The following is a 16582-nucleotide window of genomic DNA, read 5'->3' on the forward strand; positions in this document are numbered from 1 at the left end:
CTTGCAGAGTCCGGTCACCCTTCGGCTATGACGCAGACCACACAGCACACTCCCGACGCGACCGCCCGGCAGGCCGACCCCTTCCCGGTCAAGGGGATGGACGCGGTCGTCTTCGCCGTGGGCAACGCCAAGCAGGCGGCGCACTACTACTCCTCCGCCTTCGGCATGAAGCTGGTCGCCTACTCCGGACCGGAGAACGGCAGCCGCGAGACCGCCAGTTACGTCCTGGAGAATGGCTCGGCCCGGTTCGTCTTCACCTCGGTGATCAAGCAGTCCAGCGACTGGGGCCGGTTCATCGAGCAGCACGTCGCCGAGCACGGGGACGGCGTCATCGACCTGGCCATCGAGGTCCCGGACGCCCGCGCCGCGTACGAGTACGCCGTCGCGCAGGGCGCCCGCTCGATCGACGAGCCGTACGAGGTCAAGGACGAGCACGGCACCGTCGTCCTCGCGGCCATCGCCACCTACGGCGAGACCCGCCACACCCTGGTGGAGCGCTCCGGCTACGAGGGGCCCTACCTTCCCGGCTTCGTGGCCGCCCAGCCGATGGTCGCGCAGCCCGAGCACCGCACCTTCCAGGCGATCGACCACTGCGTCGGCAACGTGGAACTCGGCAAGATGGACGAGTGGGTCGGGTTCTACAACAAGGTCATGGGCTTCACGAACATGAAGGAGTTCGTGGGCGACGACATCGCCACCGAGTACAGCGCGCTGATGTCGAAGGTCGTCGCGGACGGCACCCTGAAGGTGAAGTTCCCGCTCAACGAGCCCGCCATCGCCAAGAAGAAGTCCCAGATCGACGAGTACCTGGAGTTCTACGGCGGTCCCGGCGTCCAGCACATCGCGCTGAACACCAACGACATCGTGCAGACCGTCCGCACCATGCGCGCGGCCGGCGTCGAGTTCCTCAACACCCCGGACTCGTACTACGACACCCTCGGCGAGTGGGCGGGCGAGACGCGGGTGCCCGTGGAGACCCTGCGCGAGCTGAAGATCCTCGTCGACCGGGACGAGGACGGCTATCTGCTGCAGATCTTCACCAAGCCCGTCCAGGACCGGCCGACGGTGTTCTTCGAGCTCATCGAGCGGCACGGCTCCATGGGCTTCGGCAAGGGCAACTTCAAGGCCCTGTTCGAGGCGATCGAGCGCGAGCAGGCCAAGCGCGGCAACCTCTAGAGGTCGTTCCACGCGACGGGGACCGCCCGGTGCCGCACGCACCGGCCGGTCCCCGTCGCGCGTCCGCCCGGCCGCCTCAGCCCGGCACCGCCACGTCCGGCGGGTTCCCCAGCGCCGCCAGGGCCGACTTCGCCTCGCGGGACCACAGGGGGGAGAAGACCGGACTGATCTGGAGCGACTCCTGGAGGCTGCGGCGGGCGGGGCCGTCCAGTTCCAGCGCGGATTCGATCGCGCCCCGGTGGTAGGCGTACAGCGCGCTGCGCACCCCGCCGCCCTTCGTGCCGTCCGTGGCCGTCGTGGCGTACTCCAGGGCCTCGTCGTCCTCGCCGACCCGGTGCAGCGCCCAGCCGAGCGCGTCGGCCACCTCGATGCCGGGCTGGCGGTCGTACTCCTCGCGCAGCCGCTCCACGGCCCGCTGGGCGTCCCCGTGATCGGCCTCCAGCCGGCCGAGCACCAGCTCGTCGTCCACCCCGTCCGAGGTCTCCCGCCGCGCCAGCTCCCGCACCTGGTCGTAGCTCTCGCGGGCCTGCTTGGCCATGCCCAGCGACTCGTACAGCTCGCCCAGCTCGAGCGCGTCGCGCGGGTCCGGCCGGCGGGCCAGCGCGTTGCGGTACGCGGTGACCGCCTCCGTCGTACGGCCGAGCGCCGCCAGCGTCCGCGCCCGCCCCGCCGGTGCCGCCGGCTGGTCGACGTCCTGGCGCAGCGCCGCGTCGTAATGGCGCAGCGCGTCCGGCAAGTCCCCGCGCTCGAAGGCGAGTTGGCCGAGCTGGGTGAGGTAGGCGGCCTGTTCGGCGGGGGTGCGGGCGGCGGCGGCCGCGTCGGAGAGCTGGGCCACCGCGTCCTCGCGCCAGCCCCGGTTCCGGTACACCGCGGCCGCCTGCGCCATCACCGCGGGCCGCTCGGCCGCCCCCGGCTTGAGCGCCATCAGCTTCTCCAGGGACTTGCCGACCGCCTCGTAGTCGCCGAGCCCGGTGTCCGCGTCGATCAGCCGGGCGTACGAGGACCACCGCGCCGGCGCCAGCTCCTGCGCCTCCTCGGCGTAGCGTTTCGCCTCGGTGAAGTCCCGGCGGGCCAGGGACAGCGCGGCCATGCCGTCCAGCGCCGGGAGGTTCTGCTCCTCGTCCACCACCTGGAGCGAGGTCTCCAGCGCCCGCTCTGCCCGCGGGAAGTCCGCCGCCGCGGCCGCCGCGCGCCCCCGCTCGACATACGCCGTCCCCAGCACCGCCCACGCCTTCGCGTCCCGCGGCTGGGCCCGCACCCGCTGCTCCTGCTCCCCGATCAGCGCGGTCAGGGCGGGCAGCGTCGCCGGCATCCCGGCGGTCACCGCGGTCAGCGCCTGCGCCGCCTGCGCCGGGGCGCGCAGCTGCGCCCGGTGGGCCCGCGGCCCCGGCGCGGGCGCACTGGCGACCCCGGTTCTCAGCCCCGGCCAGATGGCAAGGACCGCGCCCGCGACCACACCGCCGCTCAGCGCGGTGACCAGTACCCGCCGCAGCAGCCGCCCGGAACGGCGCGGCGCGGGCGGCCCGCTGGGCAGGGACGTTCCCGGCTCGCTCACTCTGTAGTCCATGGCGCTCACTGTGCGTCAATACGACAAGAAGATCGCGCCGAGTGTGGCGAGCGGCTGACGGGGTTCACACCGGTGGCCGTGAGTGCGAACCTGTGATCATGAGCCGCATCGAAGCACGTCGCGATGAAGCCATCGCAGCAACCGGCAGTCTCACCGACCGGCTCCTGGCCGGCCTGCCCCCCGAGGCCGTGCTGACCGACCCCGACGTCACGGCCGCCTACGCCCACGACATGGCGAGCTTCTGCCCCGCCGGAGCCCCCGCGGTCGTGGTCCTGCCGCGCACCGTGGAACAGGTGCAGCACGTCATGCGCACCGCCACCGGACTGCGCGTCCCCGTCGTCCCCCAGGGCGCCCGCAGCGGCCTGTCCGGCGCGGCCAACGCGACGGACGGCTGCATCGTGCTGTCCCTCACCAAGATGAACCGCATCCTGGAGATCAGCCCCGTCGACCGGGTCGCCGTGGTCGAACCGGGCGTGATCAACGCGGACCTCTCCCGCGCCGTCGAGGAACACGGCCTGTACTACCCGCCGGACCCCTCCAGCTGGGAGATGTGCACCATCGGCGGCAACATCGGCACCGGCTCCGGCGGCCTGTGCTGCGTGAAGTACGGCGTGACCGCCGAGTACGTCCTCGGTCTGGACGTCGTCCTCGCCGACGGCCGCCTGATGTCCACCGGACGGCGCACCGCCAAGGGCGTCGCGGGCTACGACCTCACCCGCCTCTTCGTCGGCTCCGAGGGCTCCCTCGGCATCGTCGTACGCGCGGTGCTCGCCCTGAAGCCCAAGCCGCCCGCGCAGCTGGTGCTGGCCGCCGAGTTCCCCTCCGCCGCGAGCGCCTGCGACGCCGTCTGCCGGATCATGGCGGGCGGTCACCTCCCGTCGCTCCTCGAACTGATGGACCATACGACCGTCAAGGCGGTCAACGCCATGGCCCACATGGGTCTGCCGGAGACCACCGAGGCGCTGCTGCTCGCCGCCTTCGACACCCCGGACCCGGCCGCCGACCTCGCCGCCCTCGGCGCGCAGTGCGAGGCCGCCGGCGCCACCGAGGTCGTCCCGGCGGAGGACGCGGCCGAGTCCGAGCTGCTCCTCAAGGCCCGGCGGCTCTCGCTGACCGCGCTGGAGGCGGTCAAGGGCACGACGATGATCGACGACGTGTGCGTACCCCGCTCCAAGCTGGGCGCCATGCTGGAGGGCGTCGAGGCGATCGCCGCCAAGTACGGCCTGACGATCGGCGTCTGCGCCCACGCGGGCGACGGCAACACCCACCCCACCGTCTGCTTCGACGCGAGCGACGAGGACGAGTCCCGCCGGGCCCGCGAGTCCTTCGACGAGATCATGGCCCTCGGCCTGGAACTGGGCGGCACCATCACCGGCGAACACGGCGTCGGCGTACTGAAGAAGGAGTGGCTGGCACGGGAGATCGGGCCGGTGGGGGTGGAGATGCAGCGGTCGGTGAAGCAGGTCTTCGACCCCCTCGGCATCCTCAATCCGGGCAAGGTCCTCTGAGGTCGCCGGGCCCGTCGCAGCGGGCGGGTTCACCGGGCGAGGAGCTGGTCGAGGGCGTCGTCGATGCCGAGCCGGCCGCCCTCCGCCCCCGGCGGGACCGCGCGCAGGGTCCGCTCCAGCCAGGCGGAGACCTGCGGGGCCGGCGCCTCCAGGAGCGCGTCGCCGTCGGGTGAGCTGAGCGCCATCAGCACGACGCTGCGCCCCTGCGACTTCGTCGGCCACACCCGCACGTCCCCGTGCCCGCACGGCCGGAACACGCCCTCCACCAGCAGCTCGCGGGCGAACGTCCAGTGCACCGGGAACTCGGAGTTGATGTGGAAGACGACGTGGACGGCGTAGGGGTCGTCGCAGCGGTAGGCGAGCCGGGCCGGGACCGGGATGCTCCGCTCGGGCGACAGGATCAGCTTGAGTTCGATCTCCCGCTCCACCACGGTGTGCTGCATGGCCTGGACTTCCTCTCGGGTCGGGGACCGCTCGGTGCGGGCCCGTACCGGAGGAGAGCGGCCAGCGGTCCGGGCATTACGCGGGTCGGGGGAAATTTTTTTCGCACCGGGCCGGGGAGCGGACACGGCATTGACCGGATGGAGTGGGACCTGCCGGAGTGGCGGTGGCGCGTGCCCGCGTCTGATAGATGTGGGTGGCCCCATCCCACCCACGAGCAGATACGGGACGACGGACATGAGCGCCCCAACCCCGGCCCCCGGTGACGACCGGCCCCGTGAGGGCTACTACCCGGACCCGTCCATCCCCGGCTATGTCCGGTACTGGAACGGCGCCGCCTGGGTGCCCGGCACCAGCCGCCCGGCGCCGAAGGACGGCGAATCGCTCGCCCCACCCCCCGGTGTCACCCCGGCCGTGGAGGAGACGGGCCCGCACTTCTTCGACGAGGAACCCGACGGGCCGGCGGCCTCCGGACCGGCGGTCACCGGCAACTCCGCGCCCGCGGCGGGGGGTTCGGGGGCGGCCGGACAGTGGCCCGCGGCGGACGGGGCCGGCGCTCCGGGCCGGGCGGGCGTGCCCGGTCAAGGGGGGCAGGCGGGTGCTTTCGGCCAACCGGCGGGAGCGGGCCGGCCGGGGCAGTCCGGGCCGGCGGGCGCGAGCGTACCCGGCCAACAGGCGGGCCCGGCAGGCCAGTCGGGCCACCCGTCGGGCGCACCGGGCGTACCGGGGCCCGCGGGTCCGTCGGGCGAGCAGGGCCGTCCGGGACCGGGTGGCCCGTGGGACCAGCGGGTCCCCTCCGGGCAGCAGGGCACGCCCGGGGCCGGGCACCCCGACCCGCGCCAGGCCGCGGTGCCCGCGCAGGCCGGTGCCCCCTGGGCATCCGACCCCCGGCTGCCCGCCGAGGGTTTCGCGCAGCCCGAGGGGCGGGCGGAACGCGGCGACGGTGCCACCGCGGTCCCGCCGGCCGGGCACGACGCCCCCGACCCCGGCACCTTCGTCTTCCGGCGGCCGGTCACCGGTCGTACGGACGACGGCACGATGACCATCCGCCCGGTGCCGCCGAAGCAGACCGACGTGCCCGGCCTCGGCACCCAGGGCCCGGTCGCCGCGCCCGCCCCCGCCACGCCCCCGGCGCCCGCCACCCCCGCGGCCCCCAGCCCGCAGCCCGGCTTCGGCGCCGTACAGCCGCCGCCGCAGAACCGGCAGCCCGCGCCCGCCGCCCCCCAGGTGCCGCAGCAGGGCGGGCCCGCCGGGGGGTCCTGGGCGCAGCAGGTGCACCAGCTGGCCGGGGGAGCGGCGCAGGAGCAGCCCGTCGCGCCGTGGAAGCCGCCGGTGGAGGACCCCTTCCAGGCGGCGGCGCGCAGACAGGCCGCCGTCCGCCCCGCCGGACTGGGCAAGCGGCTCGCGGCCCGGCTGATCGACACCGTGGTGGTGGGCGCCGTGACCGCCGTCGCGGCCGTCCCGCTCGGCATCCGGGCCGTCGACCACATCCAGCAGAAGGTCGACGCGGCCCGGCAGTCGGGGCACGAGGTCACCGTCTGGCTGCTCGACGGCACCACCGGCACCAGCTTCGGCATCGTCCTCGCCGTGCTGCTCCTCCTCGGTGTCGGCTACGAGGTGCTGCCCACCGTCAAGTGGGGCCGCACCCTCGGCAAGAAGCTGTGCGGCCTCGACGTGCGCGACATCGAGGGCCACGAACCCCCGGCCTTCGCCCCCGCGCTGCGCCGCTGGCTGGTGTACAGCGTTCCGGGGGTGCTCGGCATCGGGATCGTGGGCGTGCTGTGGTGCCTGTTCGACCGGCCCTGGCACCAGTGCCTGCACGACAAGGCGGCGCACACCTTCGTGGCGGGCTGACCGGTCGGCGCGGACCCGCCGGTACCCCGGACGGCCGTCCGCCGGATGCGGAGCCGGGGGGTTCGCGATCCACTCGGGCCATGAGCAGCGCACCGCCCCCCGGCTCCGGAGAGCAGCCACCCGAGGACGACCCGTTCAGGAAGCCGCCCCCGCCGAACCAGGGGCAGGGCTCGCCGTACGACTCCCCGCCGCCGGGCGGCGAGCAGCCTCCTTACGGGGGTCAGCAGCCACCCCCTTACGGCGGCCGGCAGCCCCCACCCTCCGGCGGCCCGTACGGCGGCGGACCCTACGGCGGCGGTCAGCCCCCGCCCGGCGGGGGCCCCTACGGGGGCGGACCCTACGGCGGCGGTCCGCACGGCCCCGGCGGCTACCCCGCCGATCCCCTCGCCGGCATGCCCCCGCTCGCCGACAGCGCCAAGCGGACCCTCGCCCGCATCATCGACATGATCCTGGTCGGCATCGTCGTCTACCTGCTCACCTGGGCGTTCAACGTGCGCGAGTACGACGTGAACGGCGACCAGATCAACGCAGCCCGCTCCCTGGGGCAGTCCGTCATCGCCGCCGTGCTCTACATCGCCTACGACACCTTCTTCACCCACAGGACGGGCCAGACCCTCGGCAAGAAGTGGCTGCGCATGCGGGTGGCCAACCTCTCCGACGGCGCCACCCCCAGCGCGGGGACCTCGCTGGTGCGCGCCCTCGTGCTGTGGCTGCCGTTCGCCTTCTGCTGCGCCTGTGTGTGGACCGTGATCTGCGGCGGCTGGAGCTTCTTCGACAAGCCCTACAAGCAGGGTCTGCACGACAAGGCCGCCAAGACGGTCGTGGTCAGCACCGAGACCGAACCGCGCCGCTGACCGGACGACCTCACAGGGCCGTCGGGACGCGCTCCCCCTCCGGGGCCGTCCCGGCGGCCTCCTGCGGTGTGCCGCGGGACCCGGCCGGCACCGTCATCGCGACCAGCAGCCCGAGCGCGAGCGCCGCGAGGGCGATGACGGCGATCCCGGCCCCCGAACCCGTCTCGGAGAGCAGCAGCATGGCGAGGGTCGAGAAGATCACGGTGCTCGCGCCGTAGGCGAGCTGGGCGACGGTCGGACGAGGCATGGCAATCGTGTCCTCGGAGGTCTTCGGGTGTCGGGGTGGCCGTTCGACGCTCTCCCCGGCTGCATGCCCGAACGTGCGTCCAGGTAAGCGTGACCTCACCCACGCCGCCGATGCATGGGGGGCGCACAAGAAGCACGCCGCGCCTAAAGCGAGCGTCAAATCCGCATAGTGCACCAGACCTTACCGAGTCAAGGTCTGTCTTTTCTTCTAAACCTCTAGTCAAATTACGTCACTTGAACACGCGCTTGTCATGTGCGCACGGACTTCCGATCACGGGAACCCCCTGTCCGCGCGCGGGGCGCGGGGGAGGAACTCAAGTGACCAGCAGATCCTGGACGTTCAGAGCAGCCGCGATCGGTGTGACGCTCGCGGCGGCCTCCGCCACGTTCGCCACCTTCGCCGTCGCGGAGGCGAGCACCCAGCGGGGCCCGGCCGGCGCCGTACACCGGCACGACCCGGCCCCGGTGCGGCAGAACACGCACGACCTCGACGGCCCGCTGAGCAAGACCCAGAAGGCCCAGCGCGAAGAGGCACTCAACCAGCTCATCGCGGGCAAGGTGAGCCCGCAGCAGCGCGGCGGCTCCCAGGTCGTCAAGCTCAAGAGCGGCAAGGGCAAGAGCAAGTACGTCGAGCTCGGCCGCGAGAAGACCGACAAGATCTTCACCATCCTGGTGGAGTTCGGCGACAAGACCGACCCCAAGTACGGCGGGACCCCCGGCCCGCTGCACAACCAGATCGCCGCGCCGGACCGCGCGAAGGACAACTCCACGGCCTGGCAGAAGGACTACGACCAGAAGCACTTCCAGAACCTCTACTTCGGCACCGGCGACAAGACCGAGTCGCTGAAGAAGTACTACGAGAAGCAGTCCTCGGGCCGCTACTCCGTGGACGGCGAGGTCTCCGACTGGGTCAAGGTCCCCTACAACGAGGCCCGTTACGGCAACAACGCGTGCGGCTCCAAAAACTGCACCAGCGTGTGGAACGTCGTCAGCGACGGCCTGAACGCCTGGGTCGCTCAGCAGAAGGCCGCCGGCAAGTCCGAGGCCGACATCAAGAAGGACCTCGCCAAGTACGACCAGTGGGACCGCTACGACTACGACGGCGACGGCGACTTCAACGAGCCCGACGGCTACATAGACCACTTCCAGCTGGTGCACGCCGGTGAGGACGAGTCCGCGGGCGGCGGCGCCCAGGGCACGGACGCCATCTGGGCCCACCGCTGGTACGCCTTCGGCACCGACACCGGCGCCGCCGGCCCCGCCGACAACAAGCTCGGCGGCGCGCAGATCGGCGACACCGGAATCTGGGTCGGCGACTACACCATCCAGCCGGAGAACGGCGGACTCGGCGTCTTCGCCCACGAGTACGGCCACGACCTCGGCCTGCCGGACGAGTACGACACCGACGGCGGCGACAACTCCACCGGTTTCTGGACCCTGATGTCCTCCGGCTCCTGGCTGGGCACCGGCAAGGAGGCCATCGGCGACCTGCCCGGCGACATGAACGCCTGGGACAAGCTCCAGCTGGGCTGGCTGAACTACGACACCGCCAAGGCCGGCACCAAGTCCTCGCACAAGCTGGGCGTCGCCGAGTACAACACCAGGAACAAGCAGGCCCTGGTGGTCAACCTGCCCGACAAGGCGGTCACCACCACCATCACCGAGCCGGCGCAGGGCGCCACCCAGTGGTGGAGCGGCAGCGGCAACGACCTGAAGAACACGCTGACCCGGTCCGTCGACCTCACCGGCAAGTCCTCGGCCACACTGAGCCTGGACGGCTGGTGGGCGATCGAGAACAACTACGACTTCCTCTACACCGAGGTGTCCACCGACGGCGGCGCCAACTGGACCGCCCTGGACGGCACCGCGGACGGTCAGCCCATCCCGCGGGACGGCGGCGGCAAGCCCGTGCTGACCGGCTTCTCGGAGACGAACAAGAAGCTGTCGTACTCCCTGGACGCCTACGCCGGACAGAAGATCCAGCTGCGCTTCCGCTACCTCACGGACGGCGGCGTCGCGGAGAACGGCTTCACCGCGGACGAGATCACGGTGACCGCCGACGGCACGCCCGTCTTCTCGGACAACGCCGAGTCGGCGGACAACGCCTGGACCTCCAGCGGCTTCTCCCGCATCGGGGCGTCCTTCATCAAGGACTACAAGCAGTACTACATCGCCGAGAACCGGCAGTACGTGTCGTACGACACCACGCTCAAGACCGGCCCGTACAACTTCGGTTCGGCGGCGCGGCCCGGCTGGGTGGAGCACTACCCGTACCAGAACGGCCTGTTGATCTGGAAGTGGGACCTGTCCCAGGCGGACAACAACACCAACGCCAAGGACCACCCTGGTGTCGGCCAGATCCTGCCGGTCGACTCGCACCCGACCGCGCTGCGCTGGAGCGACGGCACGCTGATGCGCAACCGGATGCAGGCGTACGACTCCCCGTTCAGCCTGTACCGCACGGACGGCATCACGCTGCACAAGGCGGACGTCGCCACGAAGATCAAGTCCTCGAGGGGCGTCCCGGTCTTCAACGACCACACCAGCGACTACTACGACCCGGCGAACCCGTCCGGCGCCGTGAAGGTAACTGACACCAACACCAAGATCTCGATCGTGCACGAGGCCAAGGACGGCTCGACGATCTCGGTCAAGGTCGGGCCCGCAGTGAAGTAGTCCGCATCTTCGCAGGTCAGACGCGTATCGGCGGCAACCCCTTGGCGGGTCGCCGCCGATCGTGTTTAGGTGCGTCCTGTGAATCGCTTATTGACACCGACCGGAACGGGGATGTGACCGCATGGCCGCTGGAGGCTTCTGCAAACTGCCGAACGGCACGGTCGTCGTCGCGCTGAACCTGCCGTACGACGCCGTCGGCGTGCGCTTCCTGGTGCACGCCCGCAACCGCGCCCGCGCGCTGACCCGGCTGCGTAATCTGGGCCTGCGGGCGGTCTACCTGCGGGGCAACACCGCGCCTCCGACGCCGGACGAGATCACGGCGGTCCTGCACCACCCCGACGGCCTCATATGGCGGACGGTGCCCGCGGACAACGGTGTCCTGCCGCCGGAGCTGTGGCATCCGATCAGGGCCCTTCTGCGCAGGTCGGCCGTGGTGCGGTAGCGGATCAGCCGCTCACGACCGGCTTTCCCGTCAGCTCCACGCCCGCTTCCCGCAGCTCCTCCAGGGCCTTCTCCGTCGTCTCCGGGGAGACGCCCGCCGTCAGGTCCAGCAGGACGTGGGCGCGGAAGCCTTCCCGGACGGCGTCCAGGGCGGTCGCCCGGACGCAGTGGTCGGTGGCGATGCCCACCACGTCCACCTCGTCGACCTCGCGGGCGCGCAGCCAGTCGGCGAGCGGGGTGCCGTTCTCGTCGGTGCCCTCGAAGCCGCTGTAGGCGGCGGAGTAGGCGCCCTTGTCGAAGACGGCGTCGATCGCGCCGGAGGCGACCGCGGGGGCGAAGTTGGGGTGGAAGCCCACGCCCTCCGTGCCGGCGACGCAGTGCGCCGGCCAGGAGCGCACGTAGTCCGGGTCGTCCGCGAAGTGGCCGCCGGGCGCGATATGGCAGTCCCGTGTGGCCACCACGTGCCGGTACCCGGTGCCGCCCGCCTGCCCGATCAGCTCGGTGATCGCGGCGGCCACGTCCGCGCCCCCGGTCACCGCGAGGCTGCCCCCCTCGCAGAAGTCGTTCTGCACATCCACGACGATCAACGCGCGACGCATGATGGTGTCCTTCTCCTGGTGGTGAAGTACCCGAGCCTAGAGAATTCCGGGCCCTTGGGGGAGGGGGCGGGCAGCGGTCCCGCTCTAGCTACCCGAGCGTTCGTGCACGTACTCCGTCGGGAGCACCGGTTCCCCCCGCGACAGCTGCGTCGCGGACAGCGGGAGGTTCGCCCGCGCGGCGATGTGCCGCGCGCGCGGCACGTCCAGCGGCTCGCGCGCCACGACCCGGCCGTCCTCCACCAGCCGGACCAGCAGCTGCCGGTCCGCGAGCTCCGCCGGTACTGACCCGGTGCCCACGACCTCCGCCTCGGCCACCCCGTCCGCGTCCAGCCGCCGCGCCGCCCACTTGCGGCCGCCGACGGACGCCTTGCCGCCGCTGGACTTCTTCGCGACCGGCACCAGCGGGGCCTCCGGGTCCGCGGTCTCGGCGCGCGCGACCAGCTTGTAGACCATGGACGCGGTCGGATGCCCGGAGCCGGTGACCAGCTGGGTGCCCACGCCGTACGCGTCCACGGGGGCCGCGGCCAGCGAGGCGATGGCGTACTCGTCCAGGTCGGAGGTGACCACGATCTTGGTGTCGGCCGCGCCCAGCTCGTCGAGCTGCTGGCGGACCCGGTGCGCGACCAGGAGCAGGTCGCCGGAGTCGATGCGCACCGCGCCCAGCTCGGGCCCGGCCACCTCCACCGCCGTACGGACCGCCTCGGTGACGTCGTACGTGTCCACCAGCAGCGTGGTGCCGGGGCCCAGGGTGTCCACCTGGGCCTGGAAGGCGTCCCGCTCGTGGTCGTGCAGCAGGGTGAAGGCGTGCGCGGAGGTGCCGACGGTCGGGATGCCGTAGCGGAAGCCGGCCGCGAGGTCGGACGTGGTGGCGAAGCCGCCCACGTAGGCGGCGCGGGCGGCGGCGACGGCCGCCAGCTCGTGGGTGCGGCGGGCGCCCATCTCGATCAGCGGGCGGTCCCCCGCGGCGGAGGCCATCCGGGAGGCGGCGGCCGCGATCGCCGAGTCGTGGTTGAGGATGGAGAGGATCACCGTCTCCAGCAGCACGCACTCGGCGAAGCTGCCCTCCACCCGCAGGACCGGGGAGCCGGGGAAGTACACCTCGCCCTCGGGGTAGCCCCAGATGTCCCCGGTGAACCGGTATCCGGCCAGCCACGCCAGGGTCTCCTCGTCGACGATCCGCTGCTCGCTCAGGAAGCCGAGGAGGTCCTCGTCGAAGCGGAAGTTCTCCACCGCGTCCAGGACGCGCCCGGTGCCCGCGACCACGCCGTAGCGCCGCCCCTCCGGCAGCCGCCGGGTGAAGACCTCGAACACGCTGCGCCGCTCGGCCGTACCGGCCTTCAGCGCGGCCTGCAACATCGTCAGCTCGTACTGGTCCGTGAAGAGTGCCGTCGAGGGAACATCCACCGGCAGCCGAAGGTCCGCTGTGTCCATGGCGAGAATGGTACCCCCTATTCGTCAGTGTGACGATTTCCGGAGGCCGTGGCAGCATGGGCACTGTGACGTCACCCGCGCCCGTAGAGATCGAACGCACCGAGTCGGCGGAGGAGGTCTTCGCCGTACCCGAGCCCGACGTCCCCTGGGTCACCATCGTGCACAACGACCCGGTCAACCTCATGAGCTATGTGACGTACGTCTTCCAGACGTACTTCGGCTACTCCAAGGACAAGGCCACCAAGCTCATGCTCGACGTCCACCACAAGGGCCGGGCGGTCGTCTCCAGCGGAAGCCGCGAGGAGATGGAGCGCGACGTGCAGGCGATGCACGGCTACGGTCTGTGGGCCACCCTCCAGCAGGACCGGAAGTAGCGACCCGATCACATGCCCGGACACTTCGAACCGCTCCCCGGCGGCGGCGCGGCCGTCGCGCTCGACGACGTCGAGATCTCCATCATCCGCTCGCTCGCCGTCCAGCTCCTGGAGCTGATCGGACCGGGCCCCGGCGCGGACGCCCCCAGCGACCCGCTCGCCGAGCTGTTCGCACAGGGCCCGAGCGAGCCGCCCGCCGACCCGGTGCTGCGCCGCCTCTTCCCGGACGCCTACTGCGACCCGGAGCAGGCCCCGGACTCGCCCGCCCAGGCCGAGGAGCGGCGCGCGCACTCCGCCGAGTTCCGCCGCTTCACGGAGAACGACCTGAGGGCCGGCAAGCGGGAGAACGCGCTCGCGGTGATCCGCAGCCTGGACGCGCTCGCCCCGGTGGACGAGGGCGGCGCCGTGCTGAAGCTGTCCCCCGAGGAGTCCCGGCGCTGGCTCGGCTCGCTGAACGACCTGCGCCTCGCGATCGGCTCCCGGCTGGAGATCACGGACGACGACGACACCGAGCTGCTCTACCGGCTCCCCGACGAGGACCCGCGCAAGCCGATGGTGATGGCCTATCTGTGGCTGGGCGGCCTCCAGGAGACCCTGGTGTCGACCCTTATGCCGTGATGTCGGTGACTGCGGGGATTTGGGCGTTCGCTCAGCGGACGCTCAAATCCGGATAACGATCCCGTCACCGTTGCGGCCTGGTTTGCCGCATTCACCCGCTCTTTGTCCGCTTTTCCCTGTGAAGCGCGCCACATTCCCATCCCGCGATCAATATTGCGGTCGTGATAAATCTTCACGACCGCCCGGCGAACACCACCCTTGTTCGGCCGGGTGCGCCACCGAGCCGACGACCGTCGGCCAGGCAACGACTCCATCAATCCGGGGGGATTCGAAACCCGGTCCGCGGCCGACGAAAGGCCGGGACCGGAATGGAGAAAGGCGCACCACCATGACCTCAGCGCAGGTCGACCAGCGTTCCGACGGCACCGAGTCCGCGCGGGCGGAGGGCGGCGAGGGCGAGGGTTATCAGCGCGGGCTCGGCTCCCGCCAGATCCAGATGATCGCCATCGGCGGTGCCATCGGCACCGGTCTGTTCCTCGGCGCGGGCAAGGGCATTTCCAAGGCGGGACCCAGCCTGATCCTGGCGTACGCCATCGCGGGCCTCGTCATCTTCTTCATCATGCGCGCGCTCGGCGAACTGCTGATGTACCGACCGGTCTCCGGCTCGTTCTCGGAGTACGCGCGCGAGTTCATCGGCCCCTTCGCGGGCTTTGTCACCGGCTGGACGTACTGGCTGTTCTGGGTGGTCACCGGTATCACCGAGGTCACGGCCGCGGCGGCCTACATGACGTATTGGTTCAGCATCCCGCAATGGGCCTCGGCGCTGATCTTCACGATCGTGCTCTACGCCGCCAACCTGATCTCCGTGAAGCTTTTCGGCGAACTGGAGTTCTGGTTCTCCATGGTCAAGGTGACCGCGATCATGGGCATGATCCTGATCTGCGCGGGCATCCTGACGATCGGCTTCTCCGACGCCGGCGACACGGCCTCGGTGAGCCACCTGTGGAACGAGGGCGGCTTCTTCCCGCACGGCGTCGGCGGCACCCTGATGACGCTCCAGATGGTCATGTTCGCCTTCCTCGCCGTCGAGCTGGTCGGGGTGACCGCGGGCGAGTCCAAGGACCCCAAGAAGGTGCTGCCCAAGGCGATCAACACCGTGCCGTGGCGGATCGCCGTCTTCTACGTCGGCGCGCTGATCATGATCCTCTCGGTGGTGCCGTGGACCGAGTTCCACGCCGGGGTGAGCCCCTTCGTGGCCGCCTTCCAGAAGATGGGCCTGTCGGTCGGTGCCGGCATCGTCAACTTCGTGGTCCTGACGGCCGCGCTCTCCTCCTGCAACTCCGGCATGTACTCCACCGGCCGCATGCTGCGTGACCTGGCGCTCAACAGCCAGGGCCCCAAGCTGTTCACCAAGCTGACGCGCAGCGGCACCCCCCTCGTCGGCACCACGTTCTCCGCCGCGCTGATGCTCGTCGGTGTCTGGATCAACTACCAGTGGCCGGGCAAGGCGTTCGACTACGTCGTCTCCTTCGCGACCATCTCCGGCATGTGGGCGTGGATCGTCATCCTGATCTGCCACATCCGCTACCGGAGGGCGTCCGACCGCGGGCTGCTGCCCCGCTCGGAGTTCCGGGCCCCCGGCGCCCCGTACGCCAGCGTCCTCGCGCTGCTGTTCATCGGCATGGTGATCGTGCTGATGGGCATCGACAAGGACGCCAGGGTCTCGCTGTACTGCGCGCCGCTGTGGGGTGCGATCCTCGGCGTCTCGTACGCGGTGCTCAAGCGCCGCAACCCGCAGGCCGCGGCCTTCGCCAAGCGCTGACGCCACCGCCGGACCCCCTCCGGGACGTCCGGCCGCCGGGAGCACTCGTGGCGCCCCCGCCGGCCGCCGCTCAGGACGTCCAGCATGCGGGCCGTCTCGTACCATCCCTCGGTACGAGACGGCCCTCTGCTTATCCTTGCGGGCATGCTGACCATCACCCGCGCCCTGTACGACCAGATCGTCGCCCATGCCCGCAAGGACCACCCCGACGAGGCGTGCGGCGTCGTCGCGGGGCCGGCCGGTTCGGACCGCCCCGAGCGGTTCGTCGCGATGCTGAACGCGGCCATGTCGCCGACCTTCTACGAGTTCGACTCCGGCGATCTGCTCAAGCTCTACCGGGAGCTGGACGACCGCGACGAGGAGCCGGTGGTCATCTACCACTCGCACACCGCGACCGAGGCGTACCCCTCCCGCACGGACATCTCGTACGCCAACGAGCCCGGCGCCCACTACGTCCTGGTCTCCACGGCGGACACCGACGGCCTCGGCGAGTTCCAGTTCCGGTCCTTCCGGATCGTGGACGGAGAGGTCACCGAGGAGGAGGTCAGGGTCGTCGAAAGCTACTGATCTCAGCATTCGAGCGGGATTCGTCCGCCAGATGGGATCACATTCGGGTCCGGTGACCGGGAATCGATACGATGAGCCCATGGTTACGACTGTGGTGCGCGCCCTCGGCCTCTGAGGAAGTGCGCTCCTCGGCTGGCGTACCGAGCCCGCAGCCCCGAAGACCCTTCCGACAGGAGCCCGCAACCATGGCCATCGAGGTCCGCATCCCGACCATCCTCCGCACGTACACCGACGGCCAGAAGGCCGTGGAGGGCAGCGGGAACACCCTCGCCGAGCTGTTCACCGACCTGGAGAGCCGGTACACGGGCATCCAGGCCCGCATCGTGGACGGCGACCAGCTGCGCCGGTTCGTCAACGTCTACCTGAACGACGAGGACGTCCGCTTCCTGGACGGCATCAACACCAAGCTGTCCGACGGCGACAACGTCACGATCCTGCCGGCCGTCGCCGGCGGGATGCGCTGATCGG

At 71.1% G+C, this 16582-nt stretch carries 16 protein-coding genes; 11 read left to right on the forward strand and 5 right to left on the reverse strand.

The features are described 5' to 3' along the window. Window positions 1-27 precede the first annotated feature (27 nt). A complete protein-coding gene (hppD, locus tag ACE4Q9_RS20790; protein WP_397985726.1) occupies window positions 28-1176 on the forward strand; it encodes a 4-hydroxyphenylpyruvate dioxygenase in 1149 nt (382 codons plus the stop codon). A 76-nt stretch (window positions 1177-1252) separates the two neighbouring features. On the opposite strand, the gene ACE4Q9_RS20795 is transcribed toward hppD, so the two are convergent. Continuing rightward, entirely contained in the window at window positions 1253-2743 is a 1491-nt protein-coding gene (locus tag ACE4Q9_RS20795) for a tetratricopeptide repeat protein (RefSeq protein WP_397985727.1), read from the reverse strand. A 92-nt stretch (window positions 2744-2835) separates the two neighbouring features. Between ACE4Q9_RS20795 and ACE4Q9_RS20800 the strand changes: the two genes are divergently transcribed. Further along, window positions 2836-4251, forward strand: a complete 1416-nt coding sequence (locus tag ACE4Q9_RS20800; protein WP_397985728.1) for an FAD-binding oxidoreductase — start codon at window positions 2836-2838, stop codon at window positions 4249-4251. A 29-nt stretch (window positions 4252-4280) separates the two neighbouring features. On the opposite strand, the gene ACE4Q9_RS20805 is transcribed toward ACE4Q9_RS20800, so the two are convergent. Then, complete coding sequence (locus tag ACE4Q9_RS20805) at window positions 4281-4694, reverse strand: SsgA family sporulation/cell division regulator (protein WP_397985729.1); 414 nt, start codon at window positions 4692-4694, stop codon at window positions 4281-4283. Between the two features lie 235 nt (window positions 4695-4929). Here ACE4Q9_RS20805 and ACE4Q9_RS20810 point away from each other — a divergent pair, with 235 nt between their 5' ends. Beyond that, a complete protein-coding gene (locus ACE4Q9_RS20810; RefSeq protein ID WP_397985730.1) occupies window positions 4930-6546 on the forward strand; it encodes an RDD family protein in 1617 nt (538 codons plus the stop codon). 80 nt (window positions 6547-6626) lie between these two features. Beyond that, window positions 6627-7400 carry an RDD family protein gene (locus ACE4Q9_RS20815; protein WP_397985731.1) on the forward strand — a complete coding sequence of 258 codons (774 nt, stop codon included), beginning with the start codon at window positions 6627-6629 and terminating at the stop codon, window positions 7398-7400. Window positions 7401-7410: 10 nt separating this feature from the next. Here the strand turns inward: ACE4Q9_RS20815 and ACE4Q9_RS20820 are convergent, their stop codons facing one another. Next, complete coding sequence (locus ACE4Q9_RS20820; RefSeq protein ID WP_397985732.1) at window positions 7411-7647, reverse strand: hypothetical protein; 237 nt, start codon at window positions 7645-7647, stop codon at window positions 7411-7413. 317 nt (window positions 7648-7964) lie between these two features. Here ACE4Q9_RS20820 and ACE4Q9_RS20825 point away from each other — a divergent pair, with 317 nt between their 5' ends. Next, the gene (locus ACE4Q9_RS20825) at window positions 7965-10322 is read left to right on the forward strand and encodes an immune inhibitor A domain-containing protein (protein ID WP_397985733.1); all 2358 of its coding nucleotides are present in this window, start codon (window positions 7965-7967) and stop codon (window positions 10320-10322) included. A gap of 121 nt (window positions 10323-10443) precedes the next feature. Further along, on the forward strand, window positions 10444-10764 hold the full coding sequence (locus tag ACE4Q9_RS20830; protein WP_397985734.1) for a hypothetical protein: 321 nt from the start codon (window positions 10444-10446) through the stop codon (window positions 10762-10764). Window positions 10765-10768: 4 nt separating this feature from the next. On the opposite strand, the gene ACE4Q9_RS20835 is transcribed toward ACE4Q9_RS20830, so the two are convergent. Further along, a complete protein-coding gene (locus ACE4Q9_RS20835) occupies window positions 10769-11362 on the reverse strand; it encodes a nicotinamidase (RefSeq protein WP_397985735.1) in 594 nt (197 codons plus the stop codon). An 84-nt stretch (window positions 11363-11446) separates the two neighbouring features. Continuing rightward, the gene (locus ACE4Q9_RS20840) at window positions 11447-12793 is read right to left on the reverse strand and encodes a nicotinate phosphoribosyltransferase (protein ID WP_397985736.1); all 1347 of its coding nucleotides are present in this window, start codon (window positions 12791-12793) and stop codon (window positions 11447-11449) included. Window positions 12794-12849: 56 nt separating this feature from the next. On the opposite strand from ACE4Q9_RS20840, the gene clpS reads away from it, so the two are divergent. The 5 genes from clpS to ACE4Q9_RS20865 all read left to right on the forward strand — a co-directional run bounded on the left by clpS (window position 12850) and on the right by ACE4Q9_RS20865 (window position 16578). Beyond that, a complete protein-coding gene (gene clpS / locus ACE4Q9_RS20845) occupies window positions 12850-13167 on the forward strand; it encodes an ATP-dependent Clp protease adapter ClpS (RefSeq protein ID WP_059249785.1) in 318 nt (105 codons plus the stop codon). 12 nt (window positions 13168-13179) lie between these two features. Next, a complete protein-coding gene (locus ACE4Q9_RS20850; protein WP_397985737.1) occupies window positions 13180-13785 on the forward strand; it encodes a DUF2017 domain-containing protein in 606 nt (201 codons plus the stop codon). 328 nt (window positions 13786-14113) lie between these two features. Next, window positions 14114-15547 (forward strand): amino acid permease, encoded by a 1434-nt coding sequence (locus ACE4Q9_RS20855; RefSeq protein WP_397985738.1) that lies wholly within the window; start codon window positions 14114-14116, stop codon window positions 15545-15547. A gap of 144 nt (window positions 15548-15691) precedes the next feature. Continuing rightward, the gene (locus ACE4Q9_RS20860) at window positions 15692-16114 is read left to right on the forward strand and encodes a Mov34/MPN/PAD-1 family protein (protein ID WP_397985739.1); all 423 of its coding nucleotides are present in this window, start codon (window positions 15692-15694) and stop codon (window positions 16112-16114) included. 185 nt (window positions 16115-16299) lie between these two features. Further along, the gene (locus ACE4Q9_RS20865) at window positions 16300-16578 is read left to right on the forward strand and encodes a MoaD/ThiS family protein (protein WP_397985740.1); all 279 of its coding nucleotides are present in this window, start codon (window positions 16300-16302) and stop codon (window positions 16576-16578) included. Window positions 16579-16582: the final 4 nt, after the last annotated feature.

Origin of the sequence: Streptomyces sp. AM6-12, assembly GCF_044327085.1 — a bacterium.
GTDB lineage: Bacteria > Actinomycetota > Actinomycetes > Streptomycetales > Streptomycetaceae > Streptomyces.